General features: G+C 56.7%; 29 protein-coding genes and 2 pseudogenes. 15 read left to right on the forward strand and 16 right to left on the reverse strand.

The annotated features are described in order from the left end of the window. Window positions 1-95 precede the first annotated feature (95 nt). The 3 genes from ftsY to aroA all read left to right on the forward strand — a co-directional run bounded on the left by ftsY (window position 96) and on the right by aroA (window position 4,685). Window positions 96-1,451, forward strand: a complete 1,356-nt coding sequence (gene ftsY / locus A7Q03_RS05110) for a signal recognition particle-docking protein FtsY (protein ID WP_082880687.1) — start codon at window positions 96-98, stop codon at window positions 1,449-1,451. 109 nt (window positions 1,452-1,560) lie between these two features. Beyond that, complete coding sequence (gene recN / locus A7Q03_RS05115) at window positions 1,561-3,225, forward strand: DNA repair protein RecN (RefSeq protein WP_067447936.1); 1,665 nt, start codon at window positions 1,561-1,563, stop codon at window positions 3,223-3,225. A 167-nt stretch (window positions 3,226-3,392) separates the two neighbouring features. Beyond that, the gene (aroA, locus tag A7Q03_RS05120; RefSeq protein WP_067447938.1) at window positions 3,393-4,685 is read left to right on the forward strand and encodes a 3-phosphoshikimate 1-carboxyvinyltransferase; all 1,293 of its coding nucleotides are present in this window, start codon (window positions 3,393-3,395) and stop codon (window positions 4,683-4,685) included. A 214-nt stretch (window positions 4,686-4,899) separates the two neighbouring features. Here the strand turns inward: aroA and A7Q03_RS05125 are convergent, their stop codons facing one another. After that, on the reverse strand, window positions 4,900-5,790 hold the full coding sequence (locus A7Q03_RS05125; protein WP_275689128.1) for a zinc-binding dehydrogenase: 891 nt from the start codon (window positions 5,788-5,790) through the stop codon (window positions 4,900-4,902). A gap of 263 nt (window positions 5,791-6,053) precedes the next feature. On the opposite strand from A7Q03_RS05125, the gene A7Q03_RS05130 reads away from it, so the two are divergent. From A7Q03_RS05130 to A7Q03_RS05165, 9 genes and pseudogenes are all read left to right on the forward strand, one after another. Beyond that, window positions 6,054-6,947, forward strand: coding sequence for an ABC transporter ATP-binding protein (locus tag A7Q03_RS05130; RefSeq protein WP_067447940.1), 894 nt, complete (start codon window positions 6,054-6,056; stop codon window positions 6,945-6,947). Between the two features lie 60 nt (window positions 6,948-7,007). Further along, window positions 7,008-8,255, forward strand: a complete 1,248-nt coding sequence (locus A7Q03_RS05135; RefSeq protein WP_067447942.1) for an ABC transporter permease — start codon at window positions 7,008-7,010, stop codon at window positions 8,253-8,255. 1 nt (window position 8,256) lies between these two features. Then, entirely contained in the window at window positions 8,257-8,544 is a 288-nt protein-coding gene (locus A7Q03_RS05140; RefSeq protein ID WP_067447944.1) for an acyl carrier protein, read from the forward strand. 65 nt (window positions 8,545-8,609) lie between these two features. Continuing rightward, on the forward strand, window positions 8,610-9,086 hold the full coding sequence (locus A7Q03_RS05145; protein WP_067447946.1) for a hypothetical protein: 477 nt from the start codon (window positions 8,610-8,612) through the stop codon (window positions 9,084-9,086). A gap of 3 nt (window positions 9,087-9,089) precedes the next feature. Next, complete coding sequence (locus tag A7Q03_RS05150; protein ID WP_082880688.1) at window positions 9,090-10,205, forward strand: beta-ketoacyl synthase N-terminal-like domain-containing protein; 1,116 nt, start codon at window positions 9,090-9,092, stop codon at window positions 10,203-10,205. Window positions 10,206-10,227: 22 nt separating this feature from the next. Then, window positions 10,228-10,959 carry a hypothetical protein gene (locus tag A7Q03_RS10595; RefSeq protein WP_153705564.1) on the forward strand — a complete coding sequence of 244 codons (732 nt, stop codon included), beginning with the start codon at window positions 10,228-10,230 and terminating at the stop codon, window positions 10,957-10,959. 53 nt (window positions 10,960-11,012) lie between these two features. Further along, entirely contained in the window at window positions 11,013-11,126 is a 114-nt protein-coding gene (locus A7Q03_RS10840; RefSeq protein ID WP_369799465.1) for a hypothetical protein, read from the forward strand. A 368-nt stretch (window positions 11,127-11,494) separates the two neighbouring features. Next, a complete protein-coding gene (locus A7Q03_RS05160) occupies window positions 11,495-11,695 on the forward strand; it encodes a (2Fe-2S)-binding protein (RefSeq protein WP_067441055.1) in 201 nt (66 codons plus the stop codon). Between the two features lie 110 nt (window positions 11,696-11,805). After that, window positions 11,806-12,314 (forward strand): annotated as a pseudogene (locus tag A7Q03_RS05165) (hemerythrin domain-containing protein). 84 nt (window positions 12,315-12,398) lie between these two features. Here the strand turns inward: A7Q03_RS05165 and A7Q03_RS10385 are convergent. From A7Q03_RS10385 to fur, 15 genes and pseudogenes are all read right to left on the reverse strand, one after another. After that, window positions 12,399-12,548, reverse strand: a complete 150-nt coding sequence (locus tag A7Q03_RS10385; protein ID WP_167738608.1) for a hypothetical protein — start codon at window positions 12,546-12,548, stop codon at window positions 12,399-12,401. A gap of 50 nt (window positions 12,549-12,598) precedes the next feature. Next, entirely contained in the window at window positions 12,599-14,635 is a 2,037-nt protein-coding gene (gene ftsH / locus A7Q03_RS05170; RefSeq protein ID WP_067447950.1) for an ATP-dependent zinc metalloprotease FtsH, read from the reverse strand. A gap of 67 nt (window positions 14,636-14,702) precedes the next feature. After that, on the reverse strand, window positions 14,703-15,323 hold the full coding sequence (locus A7Q03_RS05175; RefSeq protein WP_067448208.1) for an RlmE family RNA methyltransferase: 621 nt from the start codon (window positions 15,321-15,323) through the stop codon (window positions 14,703-14,705). Window positions 15,324-15,425: 102 nt separating this feature from the next. Then, window positions 15,426-15,746 carry an iron-sulfur cluster assembly protein IscA gene (gene iscA / locus A7Q03_RS05180; RefSeq protein WP_049257904.1) on the reverse strand — a complete coding sequence of 107 codons (321 nt, stop codon included), beginning with the start codon at window positions 15,744-15,746 and terminating at the stop codon, window positions 15,426-15,428. Window positions 15,747-15,802: 56 nt separating this feature from the next. After that, window positions 15,803-16,044: pseudogene (locus tag A7Q03_RS05185) on the reverse strand (recombinase RecA). A gap of 153 nt (window positions 16,045-16,197) precedes the next feature. Further along, window positions 16,198-16,422, reverse strand: a complete 225-nt coding sequence (locus A7Q03_RS05190) for a DksA/TraR family C4-type zinc finger protein (protein ID WP_231863751.1) — start codon at window positions 16,420-16,422, stop codon at window positions 16,198-16,200. 44 nt (window positions 16,423-16,466) lie between these two features. Then, the gene (iscU, locus tag A7Q03_RS05195) at window positions 16,467-16,850 is read right to left on the reverse strand and encodes a Fe-S cluster assembly scaffold IscU (protein WP_067447952.1); all 384 of its coding nucleotides are present in this window, start codon (window positions 16,848-16,850) and stop codon (window positions 16,467-16,469) included. 142 nt (window positions 16,851-16,992) lie between these two features. After that, window positions 16,993-17,124 carry a hypothetical protein gene (locus A7Q03_RS10720; RefSeq protein WP_255361152.1) on the reverse strand — a complete coding sequence of 44 codons (132 nt, stop codon included), beginning with the start codon at window positions 17,122-17,124 and terminating at the stop codon, window positions 16,993-16,995. Window positions 17,125-17,258: 134 nt separating this feature from the next. After that, on the reverse strand, window positions 17,259-18,473 hold the full coding sequence (locus A7Q03_RS05200; protein ID WP_067447954.1) for an IscS subfamily cysteine desulfurase: 1,215 nt from the start codon (window positions 18,471-18,473) through the stop codon (window positions 17,259-17,261). Between the two features lie 133 nt (window positions 18,474-18,606). Then, entirely contained in the window at window positions 18,607-19,026 is a 420-nt protein-coding gene (locus A7Q03_RS05205) for a Fe-S cluster assembly transcription factor (RefSeq protein ID WP_067448210.1), read from the reverse strand. A gap of 189 nt (window positions 19,027-19,215) precedes the next feature. After that, window positions 19,216-20,910, reverse strand: a complete 1,695-nt coding sequence (locus A7Q03_RS05210) for a glutamine--tRNA ligase/YqeY domain fusion protein (RefSeq protein ID WP_067447956.1) — start codon at window positions 20,908-20,910, stop codon at window positions 19,216-19,218. Window positions 20,911-21,048: 138 nt separating this feature from the next. Further along, window positions 21,049-21,645: a bifunctional nicotinamidase/pyrazinamidase gene (gene pncA / locus A7Q03_RS05215; protein ID WP_067447958.1), complete on the reverse strand. Its 597-nt coding sequence runs from the start codon at window positions 21,643-21,645 to the stop codon at window positions 21,049-21,051. A gap of 69 nt (window positions 21,646-21,714) precedes the next feature. Next, on the reverse strand, window positions 21,715-22,536 hold the full coding sequence (gene dapD, locus A7Q03_RS05220; RefSeq protein ID WP_067447960.1) for a 2,3,4,5-tetrahydropyridine-2,6-dicarboxylate N-succinyltransferase: 822 nt from the start codon (window positions 22,534-22,536) through the stop codon (window positions 21,715-21,717). Window positions 22,537-22,733: 197 nt separating this feature from the next. After that, the gene (gene aat / locus A7Q03_RS05225; protein ID WP_067447962.1) at window positions 22,734-23,483 is read right to left on the reverse strand and encodes a leucyl/phenylalanyl-tRNA--protein transferase; all 750 of its coding nucleotides are present in this window, start codon (window positions 23,481-23,483) and stop codon (window positions 22,734-22,736) included. Between the two features lie 44 nt (window positions 23,484-23,527). Next, window positions 23,528-23,977 (reverse strand): ferric iron uptake transcriptional regulator, encoded by a 450-nt coding sequence (gene fur, locus A7Q03_RS05230; RefSeq protein WP_185737504.1) that lies wholly within the window; start codon window positions 23,975-23,977, stop codon window positions 23,528-23,530. An 87-nt stretch (window positions 23,978-24,064) separates the two neighbouring features. Here fur and A7Q03_RS05235 point away from each other — a divergent pair, with 87 nt between their 5' ends. The 3 genes from A7Q03_RS05235 to A7Q03_RS05245 are packed head-to-tail and all read left to right on the forward strand — an operon-like array spanning window position 24,065 to window position 25,611. Further along, entirely contained in the window at window positions 24,065-24,451 is a 387-nt protein-coding gene (locus tag A7Q03_RS05235; protein WP_067448212.1) for an outer membrane protein assembly factor BamE, read from the forward strand. A 36-nt stretch (window positions 24,452-24,487) separates the two neighbouring features. Continuing rightward, complete coding sequence (gene dapB, locus A7Q03_RS05240; RefSeq protein WP_067447964.1) at window positions 24,488-25,303, forward strand: 4-hydroxy-tetrahydrodipicolinate reductase; 816 nt, start codon at window positions 24,488-24,490, stop codon at window positions 25,301-25,303. 32 nt (window positions 25,304-25,335) lie between these two features. Further along, complete coding sequence (locus A7Q03_RS05245; RefSeq protein ID WP_049257916.1) at window positions 25,336-25,611, forward strand: oxidative damage protection protein; 276 nt, start codon at window positions 25,336-25,338, stop codon at window positions 25,609-25,611. The last annotated feature ends 16 nt before the right edge of the window (window positions 25,612-25,627 follow it).

Genomic DNA, 25,627 nt, shown 5'->3' on the forward strand with positions numbered 1-25,627 from the left:
CCAGGCTACCTGAAAATACAGCCAATCTGTTTCAGGTAGCCTTTGTTCCATTGCTGGTTAGTAAACCGGTTTGTTTATGGAGTATAACCAACCAGATGGTATTTGGATTTTTTAGAAAGCGCAAAGCGCAACCCACAGCCCCGCAACAGGAAGCCGAGTTGGTACAGGCGGTTGAAGAAGTAGTGCAAGCCGAAGAGGTTGCGACGCAATCTGCATCAGAAACAGCAGAGCAAGCCGCTGCCCCGACATTTGCTGCTGAAATTTCTGTTGCCGAATCGAAATCGACTGACTTGCCCAACAAAACATTGGTGCATGAAACTGCAGCTACAGAGGTAGCGAATGCTGAAGCACCGCTCGTGCAACTGGAAGTCTTGGCTGAACAATCCATTGCCACGGCTGAAGAAGTTGCTTCGATCGATGAATATGCCTCTGATGAGCAGTCAACCAACGAACTAGCATTCAATGAACAGGAAGCCGCTGAACTGGCTGCTTCATCAATTGCAGAAGCAATCACTACCGAACCTTCGCCTGAACAGTCCGCCTCGCTCAGCTGGGCCGACCGACTCAGACAAGGCTTGAGCAAATCGCGCCAGCAAATGGCCAAGTCGCTGGCCGGTGCGTTTGGCGGCGGCAAGATAGACGAAGACCTGTATGAAGAGCTGGAAACCGTGCTGCTCACCAGTGATATGGGCATTGAAGCCACCGAGCATCTGATGGAAGAAGTGCGCCAGCGTGTGAGCCTGCGCGGCCTGAAAGACGGTGAAGAACTGCGCGGTGCATTGAAAGAGGCCATCTACGAGCTGATTAAACCGCTGGAACAGCCACTGACCTTGCCCGCAGACAAACGGCCGTTTGTGATTATGCTCGCCGGCATTAACGGCGCGGGCAAAACCACTTCTATCGGCAAGCTGGCCAAATATTTTCAAGGGCAGGGCAAAAGCGTGCTGCTGGCTGCCGGCGACACTTTCCGCGCCGCTGCCCGCGAGCAGCTGGCCGAATGGGGCGAGCGCAACGGCGTTACCGTGATTTCCCAAGCTTCCGGCGATTCTGCCGCCGTCTGTTTCGATGCCGTGGAAGCCGCCAAGGCGCGCGGTATCGACATCGTGCTGGCCGACACCGCCGGCCGCCTGCCTACGCAAACCCATTTGATGGAAGAAATCAAAAAAGTGAAGCGCGTGTTGCAGAAATCCATGCCCGACGTGCCGCACGAAATCGTGGTGGTGCTGGATGCCAATATCGGGCAGAACGCCGTGAACCAAGTGATTGCCTTCGATGACGCGCTGGGTCTCACCGGCCTCATCGTGACCAAGCTCGACGGCACGGCCAAAGGCGGCGTATTGGCCGCACTCGCCAGCCGCCGCCCCGTGCCGGTGCGCTTTATCGGCGTGGGCGAGGGCATCGACGACTTGCGCCCGTTTAACGCCCGCGAGTTTGTAGACGCACTACTGTAATTCCAAGATACACAGCAAAAGGCTACCTGAAAAACCGTTTTCAGGTAGCCTCTCGGTTTTCAGGTAGCCTGTTATATAATCCGCCTCACTCTTCCCTTTCGAGAACACCATGCTGCTTGCCCTCTCTTTGCGCGATTTTGTAATTGTTGAGCAACTCCATTTGGATTTCCAGCCTGGCTTTACCGTGCTCACCGGCGAAACCGGTGCCGGTAAATCCATTACGCTCGATGCGCTCAGCCTGTTGCTCGGCGACAAGGCCGACTACAGCCAAATCCGCCACGGCTGCCCCGAAGCGCAGCTTTCCGCCCTGTTTGATTTGAGCGACCTGCCCGCATTGCGCGCCGAACTCTGCGAACAAGGCCTGCTCGGCGCAGACGAGGTCGAGCTTTCCATCCGCCGCACCATCGACAGCAAAGGCCGTAGCCGCAGCTTCATTAACAATCAGGCTGTCACCCTGGCCCAACTGCGCCAAATCGGCAGCCGCCTGGTGGACATCCACGGCCAAAGTGCACACCACTCGCTCAACAGCGAAGCCGTGCAGCGCGATCTGCTGGACGCTTTTGCCGGCAGCAAACCTTTGGCCGAACAAGTGCAAGCCGCTTATCGGCAATGGCGGCAGGTGCAGGAGGATTTGGCCACCGCCGAGGCTGAGGGCGAGCGTTTGGCCGAAGAGCGCGAACGGCTGGCCTGGCAGGTGGGCGAAATGGAAAAACTCGCCCCGGTGGAAGGCGAATGGGCGCAGCTTTCGCAAAGCTACGACAGCCTAGCGCATGCTGCTGAGCTGTTGCAGGCTGCCGAAGAAGTGGCTGCTCACATCGACGGCGACAACGGCCTGCACAGCCTGGCCGGGCGCTGCCGACGCCAGCTGGAAAGCCTCTCCGGCATCGAACCGCGTTTTGCCGAAAGCCTGGAAATGCTGGATAGCATCGAAGCCGAGCTGAGCGAAATCAGCAGCCACATGCACAGCGTGGCCGCCCGTGCCGAAATCAACCCCGCCGAATTGGCCGCGCAGGAAGAGCGCATGGCCGAACTGATGTCTGCCGCCCGCCGCCACCGTATCGAGCCAGAAGAGCTGCCTGCCCGCCTGGCACAGCTGCAGCAGGATTTGGCCGATTCCGAAGCCGCCGCCGACATCGAAGCATTGCGCGAACAAGTGCGCCTGGCCGAAGCCGCCTACCAGCAGCCCGCACGCGAGCTGTCTGCCCAAAGGCAGCAGGCCGCCGCCAAACTGGCCGAAGAAACCACCGAGCATATGCAGCAGCTTTCCATGCGCGGCGCACGTTTCCACATCGAGCTCATTCCGTGCGAAGCGCAGGCATACGGGCTGGAGCAGGTGCAGTTTCAGGTAGCCGCCAACCAAGGCAGCCCCTTGCGGCCGTTGAACAAAGTCGCTTCCGGCGGCGAACTGGCCCGCATCAGCCTGGCTCTGCAGGTAACCGCCAGCCAATACACCCAGATTCCCACCCTGATTTTTGACGAAGTAGACAGCGGCATCGGCGGCGGCGTGGCCGAAACCGTCGGCCGCGCCCTGCGCACGTTGGGGCGGCAGCACCAAGTGCTCGCTGTTACCCACCTGCCGCAAGTGGCCGCCTGCGGCGTGCAGCATTGGCAGGTGAGCAAACACAGCGGCGGCGGCCAAACCGTGAGCACCATCCGTGAGCTCGAAGGCAGTGCGCGCGTTGAAGAAATCGCCCGTATGCTCGGCGGCGAAACCCTCACCGACACCACCCGCCGCCATGCCGCCGAAATGCTGGAAATGGCGGCAGCAGAGTAGGGCGGTGGTTTCAGGTAGCCTGTAGGCCAAGCAAGAGGCTACCTGAAAACCGCCAAAATTTCAGGTAGCCCGCAAACACGAAAGGCTACCTGAAAGCAGCCATTCCACTATAAAACCCGCTGCCTGTTTGCAGCCAGTTTCCCTCCCTATCCCAAGCCCATCCCATCATGACCGATTCCCTCTATCTACCCGCCGCCCGCCTGCGCCCTGCCGCCATCACGCTGCCCGGCTCCAAAAGCATCAGCAACCGCACCCTGCTGTTGGCCGCCCTGTCCGACAACGCCTGCCGCATTGAAAACCTGCTCGACGCCGACGACACCCGCCACATGCTCGCCGCGCTGCAAAGCCTCGGCGTCCGCATCGAACATCATGGCGGCGGCAGCTATACCGTGCACGGCTGCGGCGGCCGTTTCCCGCAGCGGCAGGCCGATTTGTTCCTCGGCAACGCCGGCACCGCTTTCCGCCCACTTACCGCCGCCCTGGCCTTGCTTGGCGGCGATTACCGCCTGCACGGCGTGGCGCGGATGCACGAGCGCCCCATCGGCGATTTGGTCGATGCCCTGCGCCAAGCTGGGGCAACAATCCGCTACGAAGGCCGGGAAGGCTATCCGCCGCTGCACATCAACGAACGGCAGGCCGGCGGCCAGGGCCGCATTACCGTGCGCGGCAACGTGTCCAGCCAATTCCTCACCGCCCTCCTGATGTCCTTGCCGCTCACCGGGCAGGAGCACGAAATCGAAGTGCAGGGCGAGCTGATTTCCCAACCCTATATCGACATCACGCTCAAACTGATGGCGCAATTCGGCGTTCAGGTAGCCCACGACAGCCACCGCCTGTTCAGGCTACCTGAAAACGCCCGCTACCACGCCCCGGCCACCCTCCATGTGGAAGGCGATGCCTCCGGCGCGTCCTATTTCCTCGCCGCCGGCCTGCTTGCCGCCGCCCCCGTGCGCGTGTACGGCATCGGGCGGCACAGCATCCAGGGCGATACCGCGTTTGCTGCCGAGCTGGAAAAAATCGGCGCCGCCGTGGAATGGGGTGAAAATTATATTCAGGTAGCCCGCCGCCCCGGCCAGCGCATCAGCCCCTTTGATTTGGATGCCAACCACATCCCTGATGCGGCAATGACTCTGGCCGTGGTGGCGCTTGCCTCCGGCGCGCGTTGCAGCCTGCGCAACATCGGCTCGTGGCGCGTGAAAGAAACCGACCGCATCGCCGCCATGGCCACCGAACTGCGCAAACTCGGCGCACGGGTGGAAGAGGAAGCCGAAGCCATCCACATCAACCCGCCGCCCCGCCTGGCCGCCAACGCCAGCATCGACACCTATGACGACCACCGCATGGCCATGTGCTTCTCGCTGGTTTCCCTGCTCGGCATGCCCGTGTGTATCAATGATCCACAATGCGTGAGCAAAACCTTTCCTGATTATTTCCAATTGTTTGGATCCATGTGGGCGTAAGGGCTATTTGAGATTCCGCAGGGTATATTTAATGCCTGCACGCCACTGCACCGAAGGCTACCTGAAATCCATTTTTCAGGTAGCCTTTCATACAAAACCGCCCGCAAGTTTCCCTGTGGGCGGCTGTTCGGTTTAAGCCAACTGTGCGCTTAGTTCGGAGACACCAAAATCTTCACTTGGCTCTTCTCTTTCACTAGGGCTTCAAAGCCTTCGCTCACGATGTCTTGCGGCTTGATGCGTTTGGTAACCAGCTTGTTTTCGGGAAGTAGCCTTGTTCCATCAGTTGCAATACGGCGGGGAAAATGTCGCGGTAGGCGATGATGCCTTTCACAGTTTTTTCCTTAATCACGATTTCGTTCGGGTGGATGGAGGCTTCGTTTTCCCAAATGCTCACGATCACGCATTTGCCGTCGTTTTCCACGGCTTCGATGGCCTGTTTCAGCACGGGAGCCACGCCGGTTACCTCAAACGACACGTTTACGTCGTCATCGTTTTCGGCTTTGATGTGTTCTACCACATTCACTTTGGAGGGGTTGATCACCACGGCACCCAGTTTGCGAGCTTTGGCTTGGCGTTCGGGAGAAAGCTCAATGGCGTAGATGGTGGTAGCACCAGCAGCACGCAGGGCTTCGATGGTGGGCAGGCCGATGGGGCCGCAGTCGAATACGGCAGCGGTGTTGCCGGCTTTGAGTTTGCTCTGGCGCACGGCATACAGGGCCACGGCGGCGGGCTCGGTGAGCGCGCCTTGTTCATAGTCGATGCTGTCGGGCAATTTGTGGCACAATTCGCCGTCTACCACGCAGTAGCTGGTGAAGCCGCCGTCGGCAGCCAGGCCAACGAAGCCGAGATTTTTATCGAGGTTGTATTTGCCTTTGAGTCCGTCTTTGTCCAAAATCGGCCCAACGGTTATGCAGTCACCTACTTTCACATTGGTTACGCCTGTTCCCACTTCCACGATTTCGCTGGCAAATTCGTGGTCGGGCGTGAGCGGGCCTTTGCGGCTGGAATAGGGGTGCTCTTTCTCTACCAGGATAAAGATAGGGCCGTTGAGGTATTCGTGCAGGTCGCTGCCGCAGATGCCGGTGTATTTCACAGCGATTTTCACTTATGACGGGCGTGTGATTTCGGGAACGGCTACGTCTTCCACGTGGATGTCACGGCGACCGTACCATCTTGCAGTTTTCATTGTACTCATATCAGTATCATTATTAGGTTGAGTTAAGAACGAGGATCGATTTTAGAAATTTTGGGCGGCAGTTTCGAGCAGACTTAGGCTATTATTCTGATATTATTTTTCAGGTAGTTGAATAAAATGGACAGTTTCTGGCAACTTTGTTAAGAATTTAAAATGTTAAGAATTTAAAATTTATGATTGAAATACAGGAAATTACCTATCGCTATCCGCAGGCGCAGGAAAATGCGCTCAACGGCGTGAGTCTGCCGATAGTCGAAGGGGCTGCACTGGGCTTGCTCGGCCCTAACGGTGCGGGTAAAACCACGCTGATGTCGCTTTTGGCCGGGCTTTTGCCGGTGCAGGGCGGGCAGATTTTGTTTGACGGCGTGCTGCTGGGCAGGTTGCCGGCCAAAGAGCGGCAGCGTATTTCGCTGGTGCCGCAGGATTTTGCCTTTTATCCCTTGCTCTCGGTGTGGGACAATATGCGCTTTTTTGCCGCGCTGTATGCCGTGCGCGACGAAGGCTACCTGAAAACCCTGCTGGAGCAGGCCGGCCTGGCCGAACACCGCGCCAAGCTGGCCAAACACCTCTCCGGCGGCCTGAAGCGGCGCTTAAACTTCGCCATCGGCCTCATCAACCGCCCCAAGCTGATTTTTTTGGACGAAATCACCGTAGGCATCGACCCCGAATCGCGCCGCTTTATTTTGGATAGCGTGGCCGCGCTCACGCAGCAAGGCATCACGGTGGTGTACACCTCGCATTATTTGCAGGAAATCGAGCTGTTGTGCCGCGATATTGCGCTGCTGCACGGCGGACGGCTGGTGTATCACGGCGGCCTGCATGAGGTGCTGCGCCAAGGCGGGCAACCTGGCCTGGCCTTGCGCACCGTGCCGCCGCTGCCCGATGCCGAGCTGGCCGCGTTGCAAGGCCGCTGTGCCGCCGACGGCACGTTGCATTTCGATACCGATACGCCCGCCGAACTGCTGGCTGCACTGCAAAATAAAGGCTACGCCGCCGAAGCCTGCCGTTTCGGCTTTGCCTCGCTGGAAAGCTTTTATTTGGACTTCTTGGCCAAGCAGGCTACCTGAAAACCATAAAACGAATATGACCAAGCCCATGCAAGCATCCCATCCCACAAGGCCGGCCTCATGTTAGCCGCCGCCATTGCAAAAGAACTCAAGCTGCTCAGCCGCGATCTGCACGGCGTGGCCGTGCTGTTTGTAATGCCGATTCTGTTTATGCTGATTATGTCGGCCGCCTTGAGCAGTAGTCGGGAAAACCTCAATCCCGATGCGCAAATCGTGCTGCTCGGCAAACCCGACAGCCAGCTTAACCAACAGTTTCTGCAAGCCCTGCAAAACGAGAAGCTGAAAGTGCAGCTGGCCGATAAAAGCCGCCTGGCCGATTTTCAGGTAGCCTTACAGCGCGGCGAGGCCGATTTGCTGCTGCTCAATCCAAACGATGAAACCACCCCGCTGGAAAAAGAACAGCCCCTGCGCCTGTGGCTCCAGCCCGATGCCGACCGCGGCTGGCTGCTCGGCATCAAAGGCCTGATGCGCCAGCACTACACCCAGGCACGCCTGGCGCAGTATTTCGATGGCAACGAAATCGTGTTGGACAACAACAAAAACCCCGCCGTGCGCCGTATTCAAGATCAAGTGAACAAAGAATTGGACAGTAAGTTCGGCCAAGTCGAAACTTATCTCGGGCGCGAAATGTGGCAGGAAACGTATCTGAACCGGCAGGGCGAGGCGGTGGAGCAGCCCAATTCCGTGCAGCACAGCGTGCCCGCCTGGCTGATTTTCGGTATGTTTTTCATTATGATACCGCTCTCCAACGTGATGGCGATGGAGCGGCAGACCAACACGCTCACCCGCCTGAACATGGCGCGTGCCCCCGCTTGGAAACTCTTGGCTGCCAAGCTGATTCCCTACTTCTTAATCAACCAGTTGCAGTTTGCTGGCATGATTGCGCTGGGCGCATGGGTGCTGCCCCTGCTCGGCATGCCTGCCTTTGCGCTGGCCGGAGGCTGGGCTGGCTATGCCGCCGTATCCTGCGCCGTGAGCCTGGCCGCGCTGGGCTACGGGCTTTTGGTGAGCGTGCTGGCCAAAACCACCGAACACGCCGTGGTGCTGGGTGGTGGCGGCATCATCATCATGGCCGCACTGGGCGGCGTGATGGTGCCGGTGCACATCATGCCTGCGCTGATGCAGCAGCTCTCCCAGCTCTCGCCGATGGGCTGGGGGTTGGCCGCCTTCCAGAAGCTGCTGTTAAACCATTACACCCTGGCACAAATCATTCCACAGCTGCTGCGCCTGGCCGGCTTCGGCCTGGCCGCCCTTGCCGCTGCCGCCGCGCTCTACCGCCGCCAACTCAAAACCCAAGCGAGATTTTAACGTGAACACGCCCGATTTAAGCTCCCCCGCGCTGGAGCAGGCCTTGAAAAGCCTGATTGTGCGCGAAACCGAAAAACAAGACGACGTGGACATGGCCGCCTTTGCCGACGACTCCCCGCTGTTCGGCCCGGAAAGCCCGGTCGGCCTCGATTCGCTCGATGCGCTGCAAATCACCGTCGCTCTGCAAGCCCGTTACGGCGTGCGCCTCAACGGCGACCGCATGGTGCGCAAACACATGATGAACGTGCGCGATTTGGCCGCCTTTATTCGCGAACAGCATGGCGCATAAAGGCTACCTGAAAAACCGTTCTGCCCGCTTTCAGGTAGCCTTTGCCGTATCGCTAAGCACAACGCATGAATCCGAAAATCGCCCAACTCCAACAACGCAACGCCCAAGCCCGCCTGCAGCAGCGCTACGCCTTTTTAAATATTGCCGACATCCAATCCACAGATGGCGACATTGCCCGTCGGTTTATCGACAGCGGCATCTACCGCACCGTCCGCCCGGCTGCCGCCATCTTCCCGTTTCATCAAAACGGCATCATCGACCACCCGCTCCGCCAAGCCCAACACCAAGCCGCCCGTGCCGAAATGGTGCGCCGGATACGCGCCTTGCTTGCCGATAAAGCTTGGATAAGCCTAGAAGAAAACGGCTTCGGCTTCTGGGCGCGCATTTCCCTGCCCGCCTTGCAGGCCGCTTTGGATCATTGGTTTGAACAACATGACGATTTCGGGCTGTATCTTGAAAACGGCTATGTGCTGGCCATCCATGAGGCGGAGTATGAATGGGAATTGCTGGAAACGCCGGGCAGACCACTTGAGGCTACCTGAAAAATGAACACCATAAACACTCCATCCCGAGCCGCCTATTTGTGCGGCAGCAGTTATTGGTGCGCACAAGGGCAGGGCAGCCGCCCGTTCGGGCTACCTGAAACACCCTTCCTACCGCCCGCCCGCCGTACCGCACACGGCCTGGGGCGGCCGCGCGAGCTGCCGTATTTTGCCGCCTTCCCCGCCGCTCCGGCCACGCTGGCGCAGCTGTGCGGCTGGATTGAGGCTCAAATCCGCCAAACCGCTACGGCAGCTGGCTGGGATGCAGACAACCTGGCCGGCATTCCCGTGTTTATCGGTTCCACCTCCTATGTGATGTCCGACCGCGAAGCTGCGCCGGCTGCCAGCCCAGAAGAAGAACACTACACCTTGTGCGAAATCGGAGGCTACCTGAAAACCCGTTTCCGCAGCCCCAACGTATTCAGCTTCGCCACCTCTTGCACCGCCGCCGCCCAAGCCCTGCTTGCTGCTGCCAGCAGCATCGAAAACGGCTTGGCCGAACGCGCTATCGTGGTCGGTTTTGAAAGCTTCAATCGGCTCACCTTCGAGCATTTCTATGCCATGAATCTGCTCGACACCGAGCCGGGCAGGCTGCCGTTTCTCGATGCCGGCGGGCTGGTGTTGGGTGAAGGTATGGCCGCGCTGGCACTCTCTGCCCAACCGCACAACGATTACGCCTGCCGCCTGCACGGTTTCACCGCGCAAACCGACCACCTTAACCTCACCGCCTCTTCCACCGAACCGCTGCACAGCCTGCTTGCCGAATGTCTTCGCCGTGCCGGGATGGTCGCGCCGGATTTGTGCGGCGTGAAAACCCACGGCAGCGGCGGCCTGAGCGATGAAGTAGAAATGCAGGTGCGCCGCCAAATCTGGCCGCATACTCCGGCCATGCTGTTCAAACCCTACACCGGCCACACCCTCGGCGCGAGTGCCTCCTTGGAAACCGCCCTGCTGCACGCCGCCTTGCAACAAGGCCGCCTGCCGCCCCTGCCCATATCCTCCCCCGATTTCCCTTTGCCCACACTGCACGGCCAGCCGCTGCCAAACGGCAGCTATCTGAACTATTTCCTTGGCTTCGGCGGCAGCCATTGTGCCTGGGTGTTGGATTGGCAGGGTTAAGGCTACCTGAAAAGTATATTTGATGATGTCGAATCCATTGCACCCAGGCCAAACACTGGCCTACCTCCAAGCCAGCGCCCGCTTTATTGCCGAACCGCAGCAGCCTGATGCCGAGCTGCGCCGCCTTTTGCGCGAGCAATACGGTATTGATGCCCGCCGCCTGAGCCGTTTCACCCTGCTCGCCCTGCTCGGCGCCTTGCCGCTGTGCCAAGGGCTACCTGAAAACCCTGCCATTTATCTCGCCTCGCCGTTCAGCTCTCCCTCCCGCATGGCCGCGATGCAGCAAAAACTTACCGCCTGCCAGCCCTCGCCACTCGACTTCATGGCCAATCTTCACAACGCCACCACTTTCCAGCTGGCGCAAATCCTCGGCAGCAGCGGCAACAGCGTGTTTCTCGCCGCCGATGCCGACGATTACCTCAGCCCACTGTATGCCGCCCTGAATGAAATGCTTGCTATGCCGCAGCAAACCGTGCTGCTGGGCTGGACCTACGAGCAGGCAGGGCAGGGGGAGCAGGAAGGCAGCGTGTGGTGGCAAGTTTCAGGTAGCTTGTCACCCCAGTGGCACGGCTGGCGGATAAGCACCGCTGCAATCAATCACACCATCACCGTCATGCCGCACCAATTTGCCTTTCTGCCTGCGGCATTGGTCTTGGAAGAGCAGCTGTACGGCCGGGGCCGGCTTCTGCTGCCACCACACGGCATCTGGCCAGCGTTGCAAATAGAGACACTTTCTGCCAACAAGATAGAGTAGTTGAACTGATTAGAGACATTCCCGAACACCGCCTGTCTGTCAGCACACACAGCGTGATTCTAGATATATACGGCAAAGATGAGTGTGAAATTGAATTCGTGGGCGGAAACGGCGAAACCTTGGCCTTGCCTGTTTTAAACGGGCAGGCAGATTCTGAACCGGAGTAGGGGGGGATAATATATAGCCCATCATTACACAGAGAATAGTGGGTAAAGCTCATCCTGCCAACATAATAAGGCTACCTGAAAGCTCCAGTTTCTACGAAGCTAAATTTCAGGTAGCCTTTTATGTTAGTTTGGCCAAATAGCAGAGAAGGTTTGTAGCAGCCAGAAAGGCCATAGCTGAAGCACTCATACAAGGCGAGCCAACGCAGTAGGATAGAGAAGTGCTTTAGCTATATACCAAGGCCACAACTGCAACTTTTCCCTGCCCTCCCATTTACATAAAAACCTATTGCCATACTAAATTAGTTTCCATTACTATACACTAATAATACTGATTATCAATAGAACAACTATTTTTAAGGGGCACACTCATGTTTGTTTGTGTTTGTAATGCCATTTCCGACCGCCAGATTCAAGAAACTGTTGCCGCCGGAGCCACCAGCCTTACTGACCTGCAAAACGCCTTGGGCGTGGCCACCTGCTGCGGCTGCTGCGCCGATTTGGCCGTTTCCTACCTAGGCAACCACAGCGATAACCATCAGGCTGCTGCCGGCAAAAACAATCTGCAATAGCCGCAGTTTTGCCACCGCGCACCCAGCTCGGCCAACCCTGTCCACACATTGACACTGCTGCCGTATTACGGCAGCATTTTGCTTTTCAGGTAGCCTCAACAATACACATCATGGACTTATTCAACACCAGCTCCGTTATCTTCGAGCAGCCCACCGCCATGCTGCGCGCCTGCCATGGCAAAGTAAAACGCTTCTGCAGCCAACTGCACGCCCTGCCCGACTATCTGCAACAGCACAGCACGGCTACAACACCGTAGCTGAGCAAGCCGTTACCCAAATCTGTCACTATTTCAATGTAGCCGCTCTTCTACACCACCAAGACGAAGAAGAAGATTTCTTTCCCCTGCTGCTGCAATACGCCCCCGAAGCAAAGGCGCTGATCCAAGAGTTGGAAAGCGAACACCAATCCCTGCACAGCAGCTGGGATTTGCTCAACCAACACCTGGCCTCCCTCGCCGACGGCATGCCGCCCAACCTCGAGCTCATCACACGCTTCACTGCCGGCTACGACTTCCACATTCCGCGCGAAGAGCAGCTGTTCGACCTAGGTGACCACAAAATCCCCGAAGCCGAACTGCACATCATCGGCAAGCGCATGGCCGCCAGGCGGCAAGGGTAAGGGCTGAGTACCGTTCGGCAGTAAGATTAAAAAGGCTACCTGAAAGTTTCAGGTAGCCTTCTTTATCAAAAGAACCAACCAAACTTAGCTGCCACAAACGCCACAGCAACCGCTTTCGGTGGTTTCGCCGTTGTTGTTGTCGGCATTGTTGAGCACCTTCAGCTCGGTATCATCCTGCACTTGCGGTGCATTGTTATCGGCGGATTCGGGCTGGAGGTTTTCGTTTTGGCTCATTGTTTTTCCTTTCATCGGATGTGTTGGCAGGAAAATAATACACCGTGATTTTAAAGCTGTTTGTCGGCAGCGGCCTCTTGCTGCTCTGATTCTTCTGCAGCCTGTGCGTTCAGCGGAACAGCAGCTTGGTCTTGCTCGGCAGCCTCATCTGCCAAAGCCGGAGCGGGTTCGGCAAGAGGCTGGTCAGTTTCGCCTGCATCTGTTGCCTCAGCGCTGCCGGCATCGGCGTCGTTGCCGCCACGCACATTGTGGCTGTAGTCTTTCGGCGGGCTGGGCTGCTTGCCCTCCATGATCTCCAGCACTTGATCGCGATCGATGGTTTCCCATTCCATCAAGGCCTTGCACATGGTTTCCATCTTATCGCGGTTTTCATCCAAAATTTTGTAGGCCACCGCATATTGTTCGTCCAAAATGCGGCGGATTTCGGCATCCACATCCTGCTGGGTTTTCTCGGAAATATGCTGCGAGCGGGTAATGCTGCGGCCAAGGAACACTTCGCCTTCGTTTTCGGCATACACCATCACACCCATTTTTTCGCTCATGCCATAACGCGTTACCATTTCGCGCGCTATCTGTGTGGCACGTTCGAAATCGTTGGACGCACCGGTGGAAATGCGGCCGACAAAAATGTCTTCGGCAATGCGTCCGCCAAACAGGATAGCCAGCTGGCTGAGCATTTGGTCTTTATACATCGAAATACGGTCGCGCTCCGGCAGCTGCCAGGTCAAGCCCAGCGCACGGCCGCGCGGCATAATGGTTACTTTATGCACCGGATCGGTAAACGGCAGGCTCTCGGCCACGATGGCATGCCCGGCTTCATGATAAGCGGTGGCGCGTTTTTCGTCTTCGTGCATCACCATGCTGCGCCGCTCGGGGCCCATATAGATTTTGTCTTTGGCATCTTCAAAGTCGCTCTGATCAACCTTGATTTTATTGCGGCGGCCGGCAAACAGCGCAGCCTCATTCACCAAGTTAGCCAAATCCGCACCGGAAAAACCGGGTGTGCCGCGCGCCAGCGACACCAAATCCACCGAAGCATCCAGTGGCACTCTCTTGGCGTGCACTTTCAAAATCTGTTCGCGGCCGCGGATATCAGGCAACGGCACCACCACTTGGCGGTCGAAACGGCCGGGGCGCTGCAAGGCTGGGTCGAGTACATCCGGGCGATTGGTGGCAGCAATCACGATAACCGTTTGATTGCTTTCAAAACCATCCATCTCCACCAGCAGCTGGTTCAAAGTCTGTTCGCGTTCATCGTTGCCGCCACCCAAACCGGCACCACGCTGGCGGCCCACGGCATCGATTTCATCGATAAAGATGATACAGGGCGCATTTTTCTTAGCCTGCTCAAACATATCGCGCACGCGGGAAGCGCCCACGCCCACGAACATTTCCACAAAGTCCGAACCAGAGATGCTGAAAAACGGCACGCCTGCTTCGCCGGCAATCGCCTTGGCCAACAAAGTCTTACCTGTACCCGGGCTGCCGGCCAGCAAAATTCCGCGCGGCACACGGCCACCCAAGCTCTGATAGCGGTTTGGCGCTTGGAGGTAATCCACGATTTCCTGCACTTCTTCTTTCGCCTCGTCGCAACCGGCCACATCGGCGAAGGTTACGCGGTTGGCATCTTTATCCAGCAGCCGAGCACGGCTTTTGCCGAAGGAAAACGCCCCGCCTTTGCCCCCGCCGCCGTTTTGCATGCGCAAAAAGTAAAACCAAGCGCCAATCAGCAACAGTACCGGCAAGAGGCTGGTGAAGAAAATATTGCTCCACAGGCCGGGTTTTTCTTCGGGGATGTATCGGAAATCAACGTTCTTGTCCTGCAGCATCGTCAGGAGTTTGTCGTCCATCGGCGCATTGGTATAGAACTTGGATTTGTCGGTGCGCTCGCCTTTAATCACATAACCGCTCAGCAGCGTGCCTTCAATATCCACCTTGGCCACTTCGCCTTTGTTTACCTGCTGGATAAACTGCGAATAGTTGATCAGCTGTTTGTCTTCCCTCTTGCCCAGCAACGTTTGGGCCGAGGCAAGCAGCACCCCGGCCAGAAACAGCCAAACCAAAATCGTCCTAACGGTGTTACGCACGGTAACAAGCTCCTAACTATATAAATGCCACAAATAAAAAACAGATGATAACCAGTACCTTGCCGATTTACCGCTTACTCCTGCCCAGCAGATACACTTCGCTGGAACGGCTGCGCGAGGCCTTGGGCTTGCGCACCTGCACTTGGGCAAACACCCCGCGCATGGCCTGCATATATTCCTGAAATCCCGCGCCCTGGAACACTTTCACCAGCATATTGCCGCCGGTTTTCAGATGCTCGGCGGCAAAATCCAGTGCCAGCTCGCACAAAACATAGCTGCGCGCCTGGTCGGTTACCGCATTGCCCGACATATTGGGTGCCATATCGCAAATTACAAGGTCTAGCGCGCGGCCTTCGAGCAAGTTTTCCAACTCTTCCAGCACCTCGTTTTCGCGGAAATCGCCTTGGATAAACGATACGCCCACAATCGGCTCCATCGGCAAAATATCCAATGCAAACACCCTGCCCTGCGACCCCGCCAGCTTAACTGCCACCTGCGACCAGCTGCCCGGCGCGCTGCCCAAATCGGCCAACACAGAGCCATTTTTAATCAACTTGTCTTTGTCGTTGATTTCCAGCAATTTGTATGCCGCCCGGGCACGATAGCCGTCTTTCTGCGCCTGATGCACATAGGGGTCGTTCACGTGCTCGTTCAGCCAGCTTTTGGAGGATTTGGAACGGGTTGCCATCATCAATCCCAATCAAAGAAACGGCCGCATTGTAGCCGATAAGGCTACCTGAAAACCACAATCGGGGTTCCAGGTAGCCTTCTGATGCGCTAATCCAAGGGCTCAAACATTAAAGCTTTCGCCGCAACCGCATTCGTTTTTCACGTTCGGGTTGGCGAATTTGAAGCCCTCCTGAAGGCCTTCTTTGGTGAAGTCCAACTCGGTGCCGTCGAGATAGATATGGCTTTTCGGATCAACCAATACTTTTACGCCGTGCCCTTCAAACACCAGATCATCGGGCAGTATTTCATCGGCAAATTCCAGCGTGTAGGCCATGCCGGAGCAGCCGCTGGTTTTCACGCCGATGCGGATACCTTCGCCTTTACCACGCTTGGTGAGGAAGCTGCGGATGTGTTCGGCAGCGTTGGGTGTGAGTGTAATCATGGGGTTTCCTTTGTTTTAGGTTCTTAAGAGGCTACCTGAAAAACAATATCAGGTTTTCAGGTAGCCTTTTGTCGGTTTACTGCCCAAGCGATAGCGGTGGCTATGGCAGATTTGGCCTGCGGGCTGTTTTTCCAGCAACTGCTGCCGGTAAGCGCCGCGCCCTGCTCTAATACATCGGCAGCATCAGCGGCAGCCAGTTTGGCCACGTCGTCCAAACCCATTTGCTGTAAGCGTTGCAGCACGGTTTTGCCGATACCTTTTCGGCGAGCAGGGATTGGGTTTCTTCTGGGGTAAACATAGGTTTATTCCGTATTGATGTCGGCAGGTTTTTTTGGGGCAGGCTACCTGAAAACCGTCATCAGACAGTAAAACGATCATACACGGCATCGATGCCCGAGCAGGCGCGTTGTCAGGAAACTCGGTTGCTATGAAACCATCAGTTTCAGGTAGCCTATTTCAGCTGGCTGTCCTTGCTGCCGCGCCGATTGTAGGCGGAGCGGAATTGCTGCTGTTTGTCGGCCTCTTCTTGGCAGGTAATGCACAACTGCACGCCGGGCAGGGCACGGCGGCGGGCTTCGGGAATGGGTTCGCCGCATTCGGTGCATTCACAGGCGCTTTCACCGGAGGGCAAATGTCGCCGGGCGGCGGCCAGCGCATCGTCTAAATTGGCATCAATTTACGCCTGTTCCGCGCCGTCGGGCGCCCAGCCACCGGCCATAGTTATACGCCTTTTTTCTTTTTATAATCGGCCACGGCGGCTTTCACTGCGTCTTCCGCCAAAATCGAGCAGTGGATTTTCACGGGCGGCAATTCCAATTCTTCGGCAATTTCGCTGTTTTTAATCGCCAGCGCGTCGTCCAGGCTTTTGCCTTTCACCCATTCGGTAATCAGGCTGGACGAGGCAATGGCTGAGCCGCAACCGTAGGTTTTGAATTTCGCATCTTCGATGATGCCTTGATCGTTCACTTTGATTTGCAGGCGCATCACGTCGCCGCAGGCGGGCGCACCCACCATGCCGGTGCCAACGTTGTTGTCGTCTTTATCAAGCGTGCCGACGTTACGCGGGTTTTCGTAGTGGTCAATAACTTTATCGCTGTATGCCATGATGTGTTTCCTTATTAAAAATTATGATGGTTTGTGATTGGATTAAGGCTACCTGAAAACGGAGTTTCTGCGAAGCTAAAGTTCTAGTTTCAACGAAATTAAAACGGGCAAAACAGATTCCTGCGAAGCTCAAATGGGGCGGCTAAATTTTGCACGCACCGCCTTCACAGCCGTCATCGTTGTTTTCAGGATCAGTGCCGCCTTCCACGGTGATACCATCGAAGTCTTCGAGTAGGGCATCCAAATTATCAAGGTCTAGTTCTTGGTCGTTCATGGTTGTGTTCTTCAAAGTTTAATGTGGAATTAAGGCTACCTGAAAAAAGGATTTTGCTATTGTTGGGTTTTTAACCCAACCTACTTGCTAGGATTGGTAGATAAATCTCAGCCAGCCTTCTCTTTGAGAGCAAATCAATGTTCTGCCCACTCTACCGTACTCAAATCAATTCCTTCCTTAAACATCTCCCACAGCGGAGAAAGCTCGCGCAGTTTGCCGATTTTGGATTTAATCAGTTCTGCTGCAAACTGCACCTCTTCTTCGGTGGTCATGCGGCCGAAGGTGATGCGCAGAGATGAGTGCGCCAGTTCGTCGTTGCGGCCGAGCGCGCGCAGGACGTAGCTGGGTTCGAGCGAAGCGGAGGTACAGGCTGAACCGCTGGATACGGCAAGTTCTTTAACCGCCATAATCAGGCTTTCGCCTTCGACAAAGTTGAAGCTGACGTTCAGGTTGTTCGGGGCGCGGTGTTCGAGGTCGCCGTTGATATAGACTTCTTCGATGTCTTCGATGCCTTTGAGGAAAATGTCGCGCAGTTTGGTGTAGTGCGCCATATCTTGCGCGAGTTCTTCTTTGGCGATGCGGAAGGCTTCGCCCATGCCGACGATTTGGTGGGTGGGCAGGGTGCCGCTACGGAAGCCGCGTTCATGGCCGCCACCGTGCATTTGGGCTGCGAGGCGGACGCGGGGTTTGCGGCGGACGTATAGTGCGCCGATGCCTTTGGGGCCGTACACTTTGTGTCCGGACATGGACAGTAAGTCGATTTTGGCGGCTTCAACGTCCACAGGTATTTTGCCGCAGGCTTGTGCGGCATCGACGTGGAAGATGATTTTGCGTTCGCGGCAGATTTCTCCGATGGCGGGGATATCTTGAACCACGCCGATTTCGTTGTTCACCCACATCACGGAAATCAGGATGGTGTCGGGTCGGATGACAGCTTTGAGTTCGTCCAAATCGATCAGGCCGTTTTCTTGTACGCCGAGGTAGGTGACTTCAAAACCTTGGCGTTCGAGGTCGCGCATGGTGTCGAGCACGGCTTTGTGTTCGGTTTTGACGGTGATGAGGTGTTTGCCTTTGGATTTATAGAAGTTTGCCGCGCCTTTGATGGCGAGGTTGTCGGACTCAGTCGCGCCGCTGGTGAAGACGATTTCTTTGGGGTCGGCGTTAATTAGGGCGGCGATGTTGGCACGGGCTTTTTCAACAGCTTCTTCCGCCGTCCAGCCGAATGTGTGGCTGTTGGAGGCGGGGTTGCCGAAGATGTCGCTCAAATAGGGAATCATTTTTTCGGCCACGCGTTTGTCTACGGGGCAGGTGGCGGCGTAGTCGAGATAGATGGGGGTTTGTTTGGCCATGATTTTCTCTGTTTGGTATGTGGTTGTGTAATTAATTCATAGCGGAAGCGCATTTCCAAAGCGGCTGGCTTACCCCCGCAGAAAGAAATAAGTGCCTTAGCTATAGTGGATATGGGTAAGGTCGATGGCGGCATCATGACAGGTAGTGGCTATGCCTTTTATCAAGCACATCTTGCAGGGAGATGCTGTTCAGGTAGCCTTGGATGGTTTGGTTGAGGTTCTCCCATAAATCATGCGTGAGGCAGGGCGTGCCGTGATGGCAGTTGGTTTGGCCGCCGCAGCGGGTGGCATCCAGCTTGTCTTCGGCGGCATAGATAATTTCGGCAATATTGATGCCGTCGGGCGGGCGGCTGAGTAAATAGCCACCACCGGGCCCGCGCACGCTTTCTACCAGCCCGGCGCGGCGTAGCTTGCCGAAAAGCTGCTCAAGGTAGGATAGGGAAATATTCTGCCGACCGCTGATGGCGTTGAGGCTGACGGGGTTTTCGTGCCCGTACAGCGCCAAATCAAGCATGGCGGTTACGGCAAAACGGCCTTTGGTGGTTAATCGCATAGGGCTATGGTCTTGTTGCATCAAGGGGATGCGGATTTTCCAATACCCAAGTAATTTAGTCAAGTATAGATACTGTCCGGCATGAAAGCAGGCTACCTGAAAATGACGTTTCGGCGCAGCCGAAGCAAAGTTTCTGCGAAGCTAAACCTGGCTCTGCCTTTTTCAGGTAGCCTTTGCATCATCGCAGGGTTATTGGGCTTTAGCCTGCCAAGTATCGCGCAAACCCACCGTTTTGTTAAACACGGGCTTGCCTTTTGCATGGTCTTTGCGGTCGGTCACGAAATAGCCCAGCCGTTCGAACTGCCAGCGGCTCTCCGCAGGCAAATCATTGGCGGCGGCTTCAACGTAGGCGGTGATTTCTTTAGCCGATTCGGGGTTGAGGAAATCGGTAAACGGCAGGTATGCGCCGTCCTCGCCGCGCACGGCATCAGGGCGGGGTTCGGTAAACAGGCGGTCGTACAGGCGCACGGTGGCGGGAACGGCATGTTCGGCCGAGAGCCAATGGATAACGCCCTTCACTTTGCGGCCTTCTGGGTTTTTGCCCAAGGTGTCGTAATCCAGGCTACATTTGAGCTCAACGATGTTGCCGCTGGCGTCTTTCACCACTTCGTCGCACTTCATCACATAGCTGTGGCGCAGGCGCACTTCGCCGCCGGGCGTCAGGCGTTTCCAGCCTTTGGGCGGGTTTTCGCTGAAATCGTCGGCTTCAATGTAGAGCGTAGACGAAATCGGCAGTTCGCGGCTGCCCATATCTTCGCGGTTCGGGTGATACGGCGCGATGCGGCTTTCGGTACGAGCGGCATCGTAGTTGGTGAGCGTTACCTTAATCGGATTCAACACAGCCATCATACGCGGGGCGGAGTTTTCCAGCTCTTCGCGAATCGCGCCTTCCAACACGCTCATATCAACGATGTTTTCAGACTTAGAAATACCGGCGCGTTTGGCAAACAGGCGCAGGCCTTCGGGCGTGTAGCCGCGGCGGCGCATACCGGAAATGGTGGGCATACGCGGATCGTCCCAGCCGGCAACGTGGCCGTCGGCAACCAATTGGTTCAGCTTGCGTTTGGAGGTGATGGAATACAACAGCTCCAAACGGGAAAACTCGTATTGGCGCGGGCGGGTGGGGTGTGGCGCGGGGATGTTGTCCAACACCCAGTCGTAGAGCGGGCGGTGGTCTTCAAATTCGAGCGTACACAAGGAATGCGTGATGCCTTCGATGGCATCGGAAATGCAATGCGTGTAGTCGTACATCGGGTAGATGCACCATTTGTCGCCGGTGTTGTGGTGATGGGCGCGACGGATGCGGTAGATGACGGGGTCGCGCATATTGATGTTGCCCGATGCCATGTCGATTTTCAGGCGCAGGGTTTTGCTGCCGTCGGGGAATTCGCCGTTTTTCATGCGCGTGAACAAATCGAGGTTTTCTTCGATGCTGCGCTCGCGGTAGGGGCTGTTTTTGCCCGCTTGTGTCAGCGTGCCGCGGTATTCGCGCATTTGTTCCGGCGTTAAATCATCCACATATGCTTTGCCGTCTTTGATTAAACCGACAGCATAGTCATGCAGCTGATCGAAATAATTGGAAGCGAAACGCGGCTCGCCCGCCCAATGGAAACCCAGCCATTCAACGTCTTCCTTGATGGCATTAACGTATTCGTCGTTTTCTTTTTCCGGGTTGGTGTCGTCGAAACGCAGGTTGCACAGGCCGTCGTAGATATAGGCCAAACCGAAGTTCAGGCAGATGGATTTGGCGTGGCCAATGTGCAGGTAGCCGTTGGGTTCGGGCGGGAAACGGGTTTGGATGGCGCTGTGTTTGCCGCTTTTGAGGTCTTCTTCGATGATGGTGCGGATAAAGTGGTTATCGGCGAATTGGTCTTTATTAAGCATGGTTTGGGCTACCTGAAAATAATGATGGTCGGGCGGATTTTACCTGAAAGCGCGGGCGGCTGTCAGATGCAGCGTTAGCTAAAATTTTTCAGGTAGCCTTTGATAACGCAGAGGCTACCTGAAAAACTCGAACCAAAACTAATCGGCCAGCGAAAAATTCGGATGCGCCAGCAACTCGGCTTTTTTGGCGGCGAAGCCTGCGGCATCGATAGCACGGGTTGCGTGCTCCAGCAGGCGCACGCGGAAGCCTTCGGCCAGCGCGTCGGCAATGCTGAAATACACGCAGAAATCAGCCGCCAACCCCACCACGTCAATATCGGTTACGCCGTGGGCGCGTAGGTAGGCGGCAAGCTGGGTGCTGCTACGGCGGCCGTTATCGTAAAACGCGCTGTAGCTGTCGGTGTGCTTGTCCATGCCCTTGCGGAATACGGCGGCGATGGGCGTGGTGTTGAGCTCGGGATGGAACGCTGCGCCGCTGCTGCCGGCAATGCAGTGATCCGGCCACAGCACTTGCTCCAAACCGTGCAGGTTTATGATGTCGAACGGTTTTTTACCGGCATGGGCGGAGGCGAAGCTCTCGTGCCCGGCAGGATGCCAGTCTTGCGAGGCCACCACCAGCGGATAGCCGCCGATAATCCGGTTTACCGGCTCGATAATGGCATCGCCTTCGGCCACAGGCAGGCGGCCGCTAGGCATGAAGTCGTTTTGGATATCGACAAGAAGAAGGGCTCGCATGGTTTTCTCCTAAGTTAAATAGCTTTCAGGTAGCCTTCTTGCAAACAGGCTACCTGAAAATCCGGCAAGCTACACGCCGCGCAGCAATTCGTTCACGCTGGTTTTTGCACGAGTTTGCGCGTCTACTTTCTTCACGATCACGGCGCAGTAGAGGCTGTGCGTGCCGTCTTTAGCCGGCAGGCTGCCTGACACCACCACCGAGCCGGCGGGCACGCGGCCGTAGTGGATTTCGCCGGTTTCGCGGTCGTAGATCTTGGTGGATTGGCCGATATACACGCCCATGGAAATCACGCTGCCCTCTTCCACAATCACACCTTCCACGATTTCGCTACGCGCGCCGATGAAGCAGTTGTCTTCAATAATGGTGGGCGCGGCCTGCAAAGGCTCGAGCACGCCGCCGATACCCACGCCGCCGCTCAGGTGCACGTTTTTACCGATTTGCGCGCAAGAGCCCACGGTGGCCCAAGTGTCCACCATCGTACCCTCGTCCACATAGGCGCCGATGTTCACATAAGAAGGCATCAGCACCACGTTTTTGCCGATAAAGCTGCCGCGGCGCGCCACGGCGCCGGGCACGGCGCGGAAACCGGCTACCTGAAACTGCTGCGGAATCCAATCGGCGAATTTGGTGGGCACTTTGTCAAAATATTTGCTCACGCCGTCGCTGGACACTTCGTTATCGGCAATGCGGAAGGAAAGCAGCACGGCCTTTTTCGCCCACTCGTTCACTTTCCACTGCCCCACGCCCTGCCGCTCGGCCACGCGCAGGTTGCCGGAATCGAGCTGATAAATCGTATCGAGCACAGCTTCCTTCACTTCGGCGGAAACGTTGTGCGGAGTAATTTCGGCGCGCTGTTCAAACGCGGTTTCGATGATGTTTTGTAGAGACATGGTTTCTCCTTGTGGATGATGGGTGATACGGCGGATTCACTTTCCTTTTGCCGCGGCATGATAGCCCGCCCGGCATGAAAGCAGGTTTATCCGCCATAGAGTAAGCGGGAGGCTACCTGAAATTTTCAGGTAGCCTGTAATCTAAAACAGCCGATATTGTGCCATGTAACGCGCTTCTTGCGAACCGGTTTCGGCACTCACGCCTCCTTGCCGAACCACGCGCCCTGCTGTTGGAGCAGGCGCTGGCCGATGGGTTCGGCAAGTGTTTGTGCGGTCAGGCGGTTTAATTCAGCCTGGAAATCGTCAAAAGCCATCAGCTCCGAGCCGAAACGCGCCAGATGCGGCGTGTCTTGCTGGCAATCAATCAAGGCGATGCTGCAGCGCTGCAAAAACGGCACGGCGTGGGCAAAGGCGATTTTCGAGGCATCGTTCTGCCAGGCAAACATCGACTCGCCGAAAAACACCCGCCCGATCTGCACGCCATAAAGCCCGCCGGCCAAAAGCAGATGCCCGCCCTCATCGGGATACCAGCATTCGAACGAATGCGCATGGCCGATGCGGTGCAGCTCGTTGTAGGCTACCTGAAACGCCGGTGCGATCCAGCTGCCGCCCTGATGCGGCCTGGGCGTGGCGGCGCAGGCGGAAATCACGGCGTGGAAGTTTTGATTGACCGTTACCGCATAATGCCAGTTGCGTATGGTCTTGGCCAGCGAGCGGCTGATGTGCAGCCGCTGAGGATGCAGCACCGTGCGCGGTGCGGTGGCAAACCAAAAAAACAGGCCATCCTCCTCAAACCACGGGAAGATGCCCTGTTGATAAGCCGCCAAAAGCCGCTGTGCCGTTAAATCCCGGCTCACTGCCACCAAGCCATCGTGTTCGGCAATGGCCAAGCGCGGGTCGGGAAACTGCAAACAGCCTTCCGGTAGCAAAGGAATATTTTGAGCCATAGAGGCTACCTGAAAATATTGCTGCCTGCTTTATAGAAGTGTTTCTACTGACAATTGCCGCACACACCATACAGATACAGCGCGTGGTCCACAATGAGGTAACCGTTTTCTTCGGCAATTTTGCCTTGCAAGTTTTCGATGGTGGGGTTGTGAAACTCGGTAACTTTGCCGCATTTCACGCACACGATGTGGTCGTGGTGGTCGCCCTTGTTCAGCTCGTACACCGCTTTACCGCTCTCGAAATGGTGGCGCAACAAAATATCGGCCTGCTCGAACTGGGTTAGAACGCGGTAAATGGTGGCCACACCGATTTCAACGCCTTCTTCCAAGAGGATGCGGTATACGTCTTCCGCGCTCAGGTGCTCTTCGGCATGGGTTTCAAACAAATCCAAAATCTTCAAACGCGGGCCGGTTACTTTCAGGCCGCTGCCTTTGAGTTGTGCAATATTGTTTTCCATGATGTATGATGTTCTGTCGCTCAAATTTGTCAGCAACCGTTATAATACGCATTTTTAAGGCACTTGCCCACCTTTAAATTACTCAGCCGGGGCGGTGCGCGATTTATCTTGAAAGGCATATTTGTGAATAAATCCGTTTATTTGGCCTTGGCTGCCTGCATCGGTTTGGCCGCGTGCAGCACCGAACGCCTCGCCCGCTTCCCCTCCTACAAGCTCACCATCGTGCAAGGCAACGAGCTCGATTTGCAGGCCGTAGCCTCGCTGCACCAAGGCTTGAGCAAAGAGCAGGTGCAGCACATTCTGGGCACGCCGCTGCTGCGCGACCCGCTGCACGGCAACCGCTGGGACTACGTTTTTGAAGTGAGCCGCGGCGGCAAAGTGCGCGAACGCAAAAACCTCACCCTGTATTTCGATGCGAACGACTCCCTGGTTAAAGCTGAAGGCGATGTGTTGGACGAATTGCGCAAGCAACAACAGCAAGCCGCACCTGCCGGCCAATCCGCACAATAATCCCGCTTGAGGAATATTACCCGCTTGAGGAATATTATGTCTGCCACCATTAGAGTTGCCCTGGCCGGGGTAAACGGCCGCATGGGCAAAGTGCTGGTTGAAGCCGTGGCGGCCAATCCGCACGCTGTGCTCACCGGCGCGCTGGAACACGAAGGCTCCGAAGCTTTGGGTTTGGATGCCGGCCATGCTTCCGGCTTGAAAACGGGCATAGCCGTCAGCAGCGACATCGATGCCGTGCTCGCCAACTGCGACGTGCTCATCGATTTCACTCACCCCAATATTTCAGGTAGCCTTTTGCCCCGCTGCGCCAAGCGCGGCATCAAAATGGTTATCGGCACCACCGGTTTCGACGAAGCGGGCAAAGCCGCCATCGCTGCCGCTGCAGAACACACCGGCATTGTGTTTGCCGCCAACTTCAGCATCGGCGTAAACCTCACCTTCCACATTCTCGACACCGTAACCCGCGTGCTGAATGAAGGCTACGACATCGAAATCATCGAAGCGCACCACCGCCACAAAGTGGACGCCCCCAGCGGTACCGCCCTGCGTATGGGCGAAGTGATTGCCCGCGCCCTCGGCCGCAACCTGGCCGACTGCGCCGTGTATGGCCGCGAAGGCCACACCGGCGCGCGCAGCCCGCAAACCATCGGCTTTGCCACCGTGCGCGGCGGCGATATCGTGGGCGAACACACCGCCCTGTTTGCCGGCGAAGGCGAGCGTGTGGAAATCACCCACAAAGCCTCCAGCCGCATGACCTTCGCCGCCGGCGCCGTACGTGCTGCCGTGTGGCTGCAACAGCAACGCACCGGCCTATACGATATGCAAGACGTATTGGGCTTAAACAACCGTTAAACCTCATCCACACCACCCGAAAAGGAAAGCACATGACCCGCATGGTAAATTGCATCAAGCTGGGCAAAGAAGCGCCCGGCCTCAAATTCCCACCTCTGCCCAACGATTTGGGCAAGCGCATTTTTGAAAACGTATCGCAGGAAGCATGGGATGCCTGGACGCGCCACCAAACCATGCTCATCAACGAAAACCGCCTCAGCCTGGCCGACCCGCGCGCGCGCCAGTATCTGTCGCAACAGATGGAGAACTACTTCTTCGGCGACGGCGAAGCCGATGTGGTGCAAGGCTACGTTCCGCCTGCCAAATAAACCCATAGCTGTCCGC

The organism is Eikenella sp. NML99-0057, from assembly GCF_001648535.1.
GTDB classification, from domain to species: domain Bacteria; phylum Pseudomonadota; class Gammaproteobacteria; order Burkholderiales; family Neisseriaceae; genus Eikenella; species Eikenella exigua.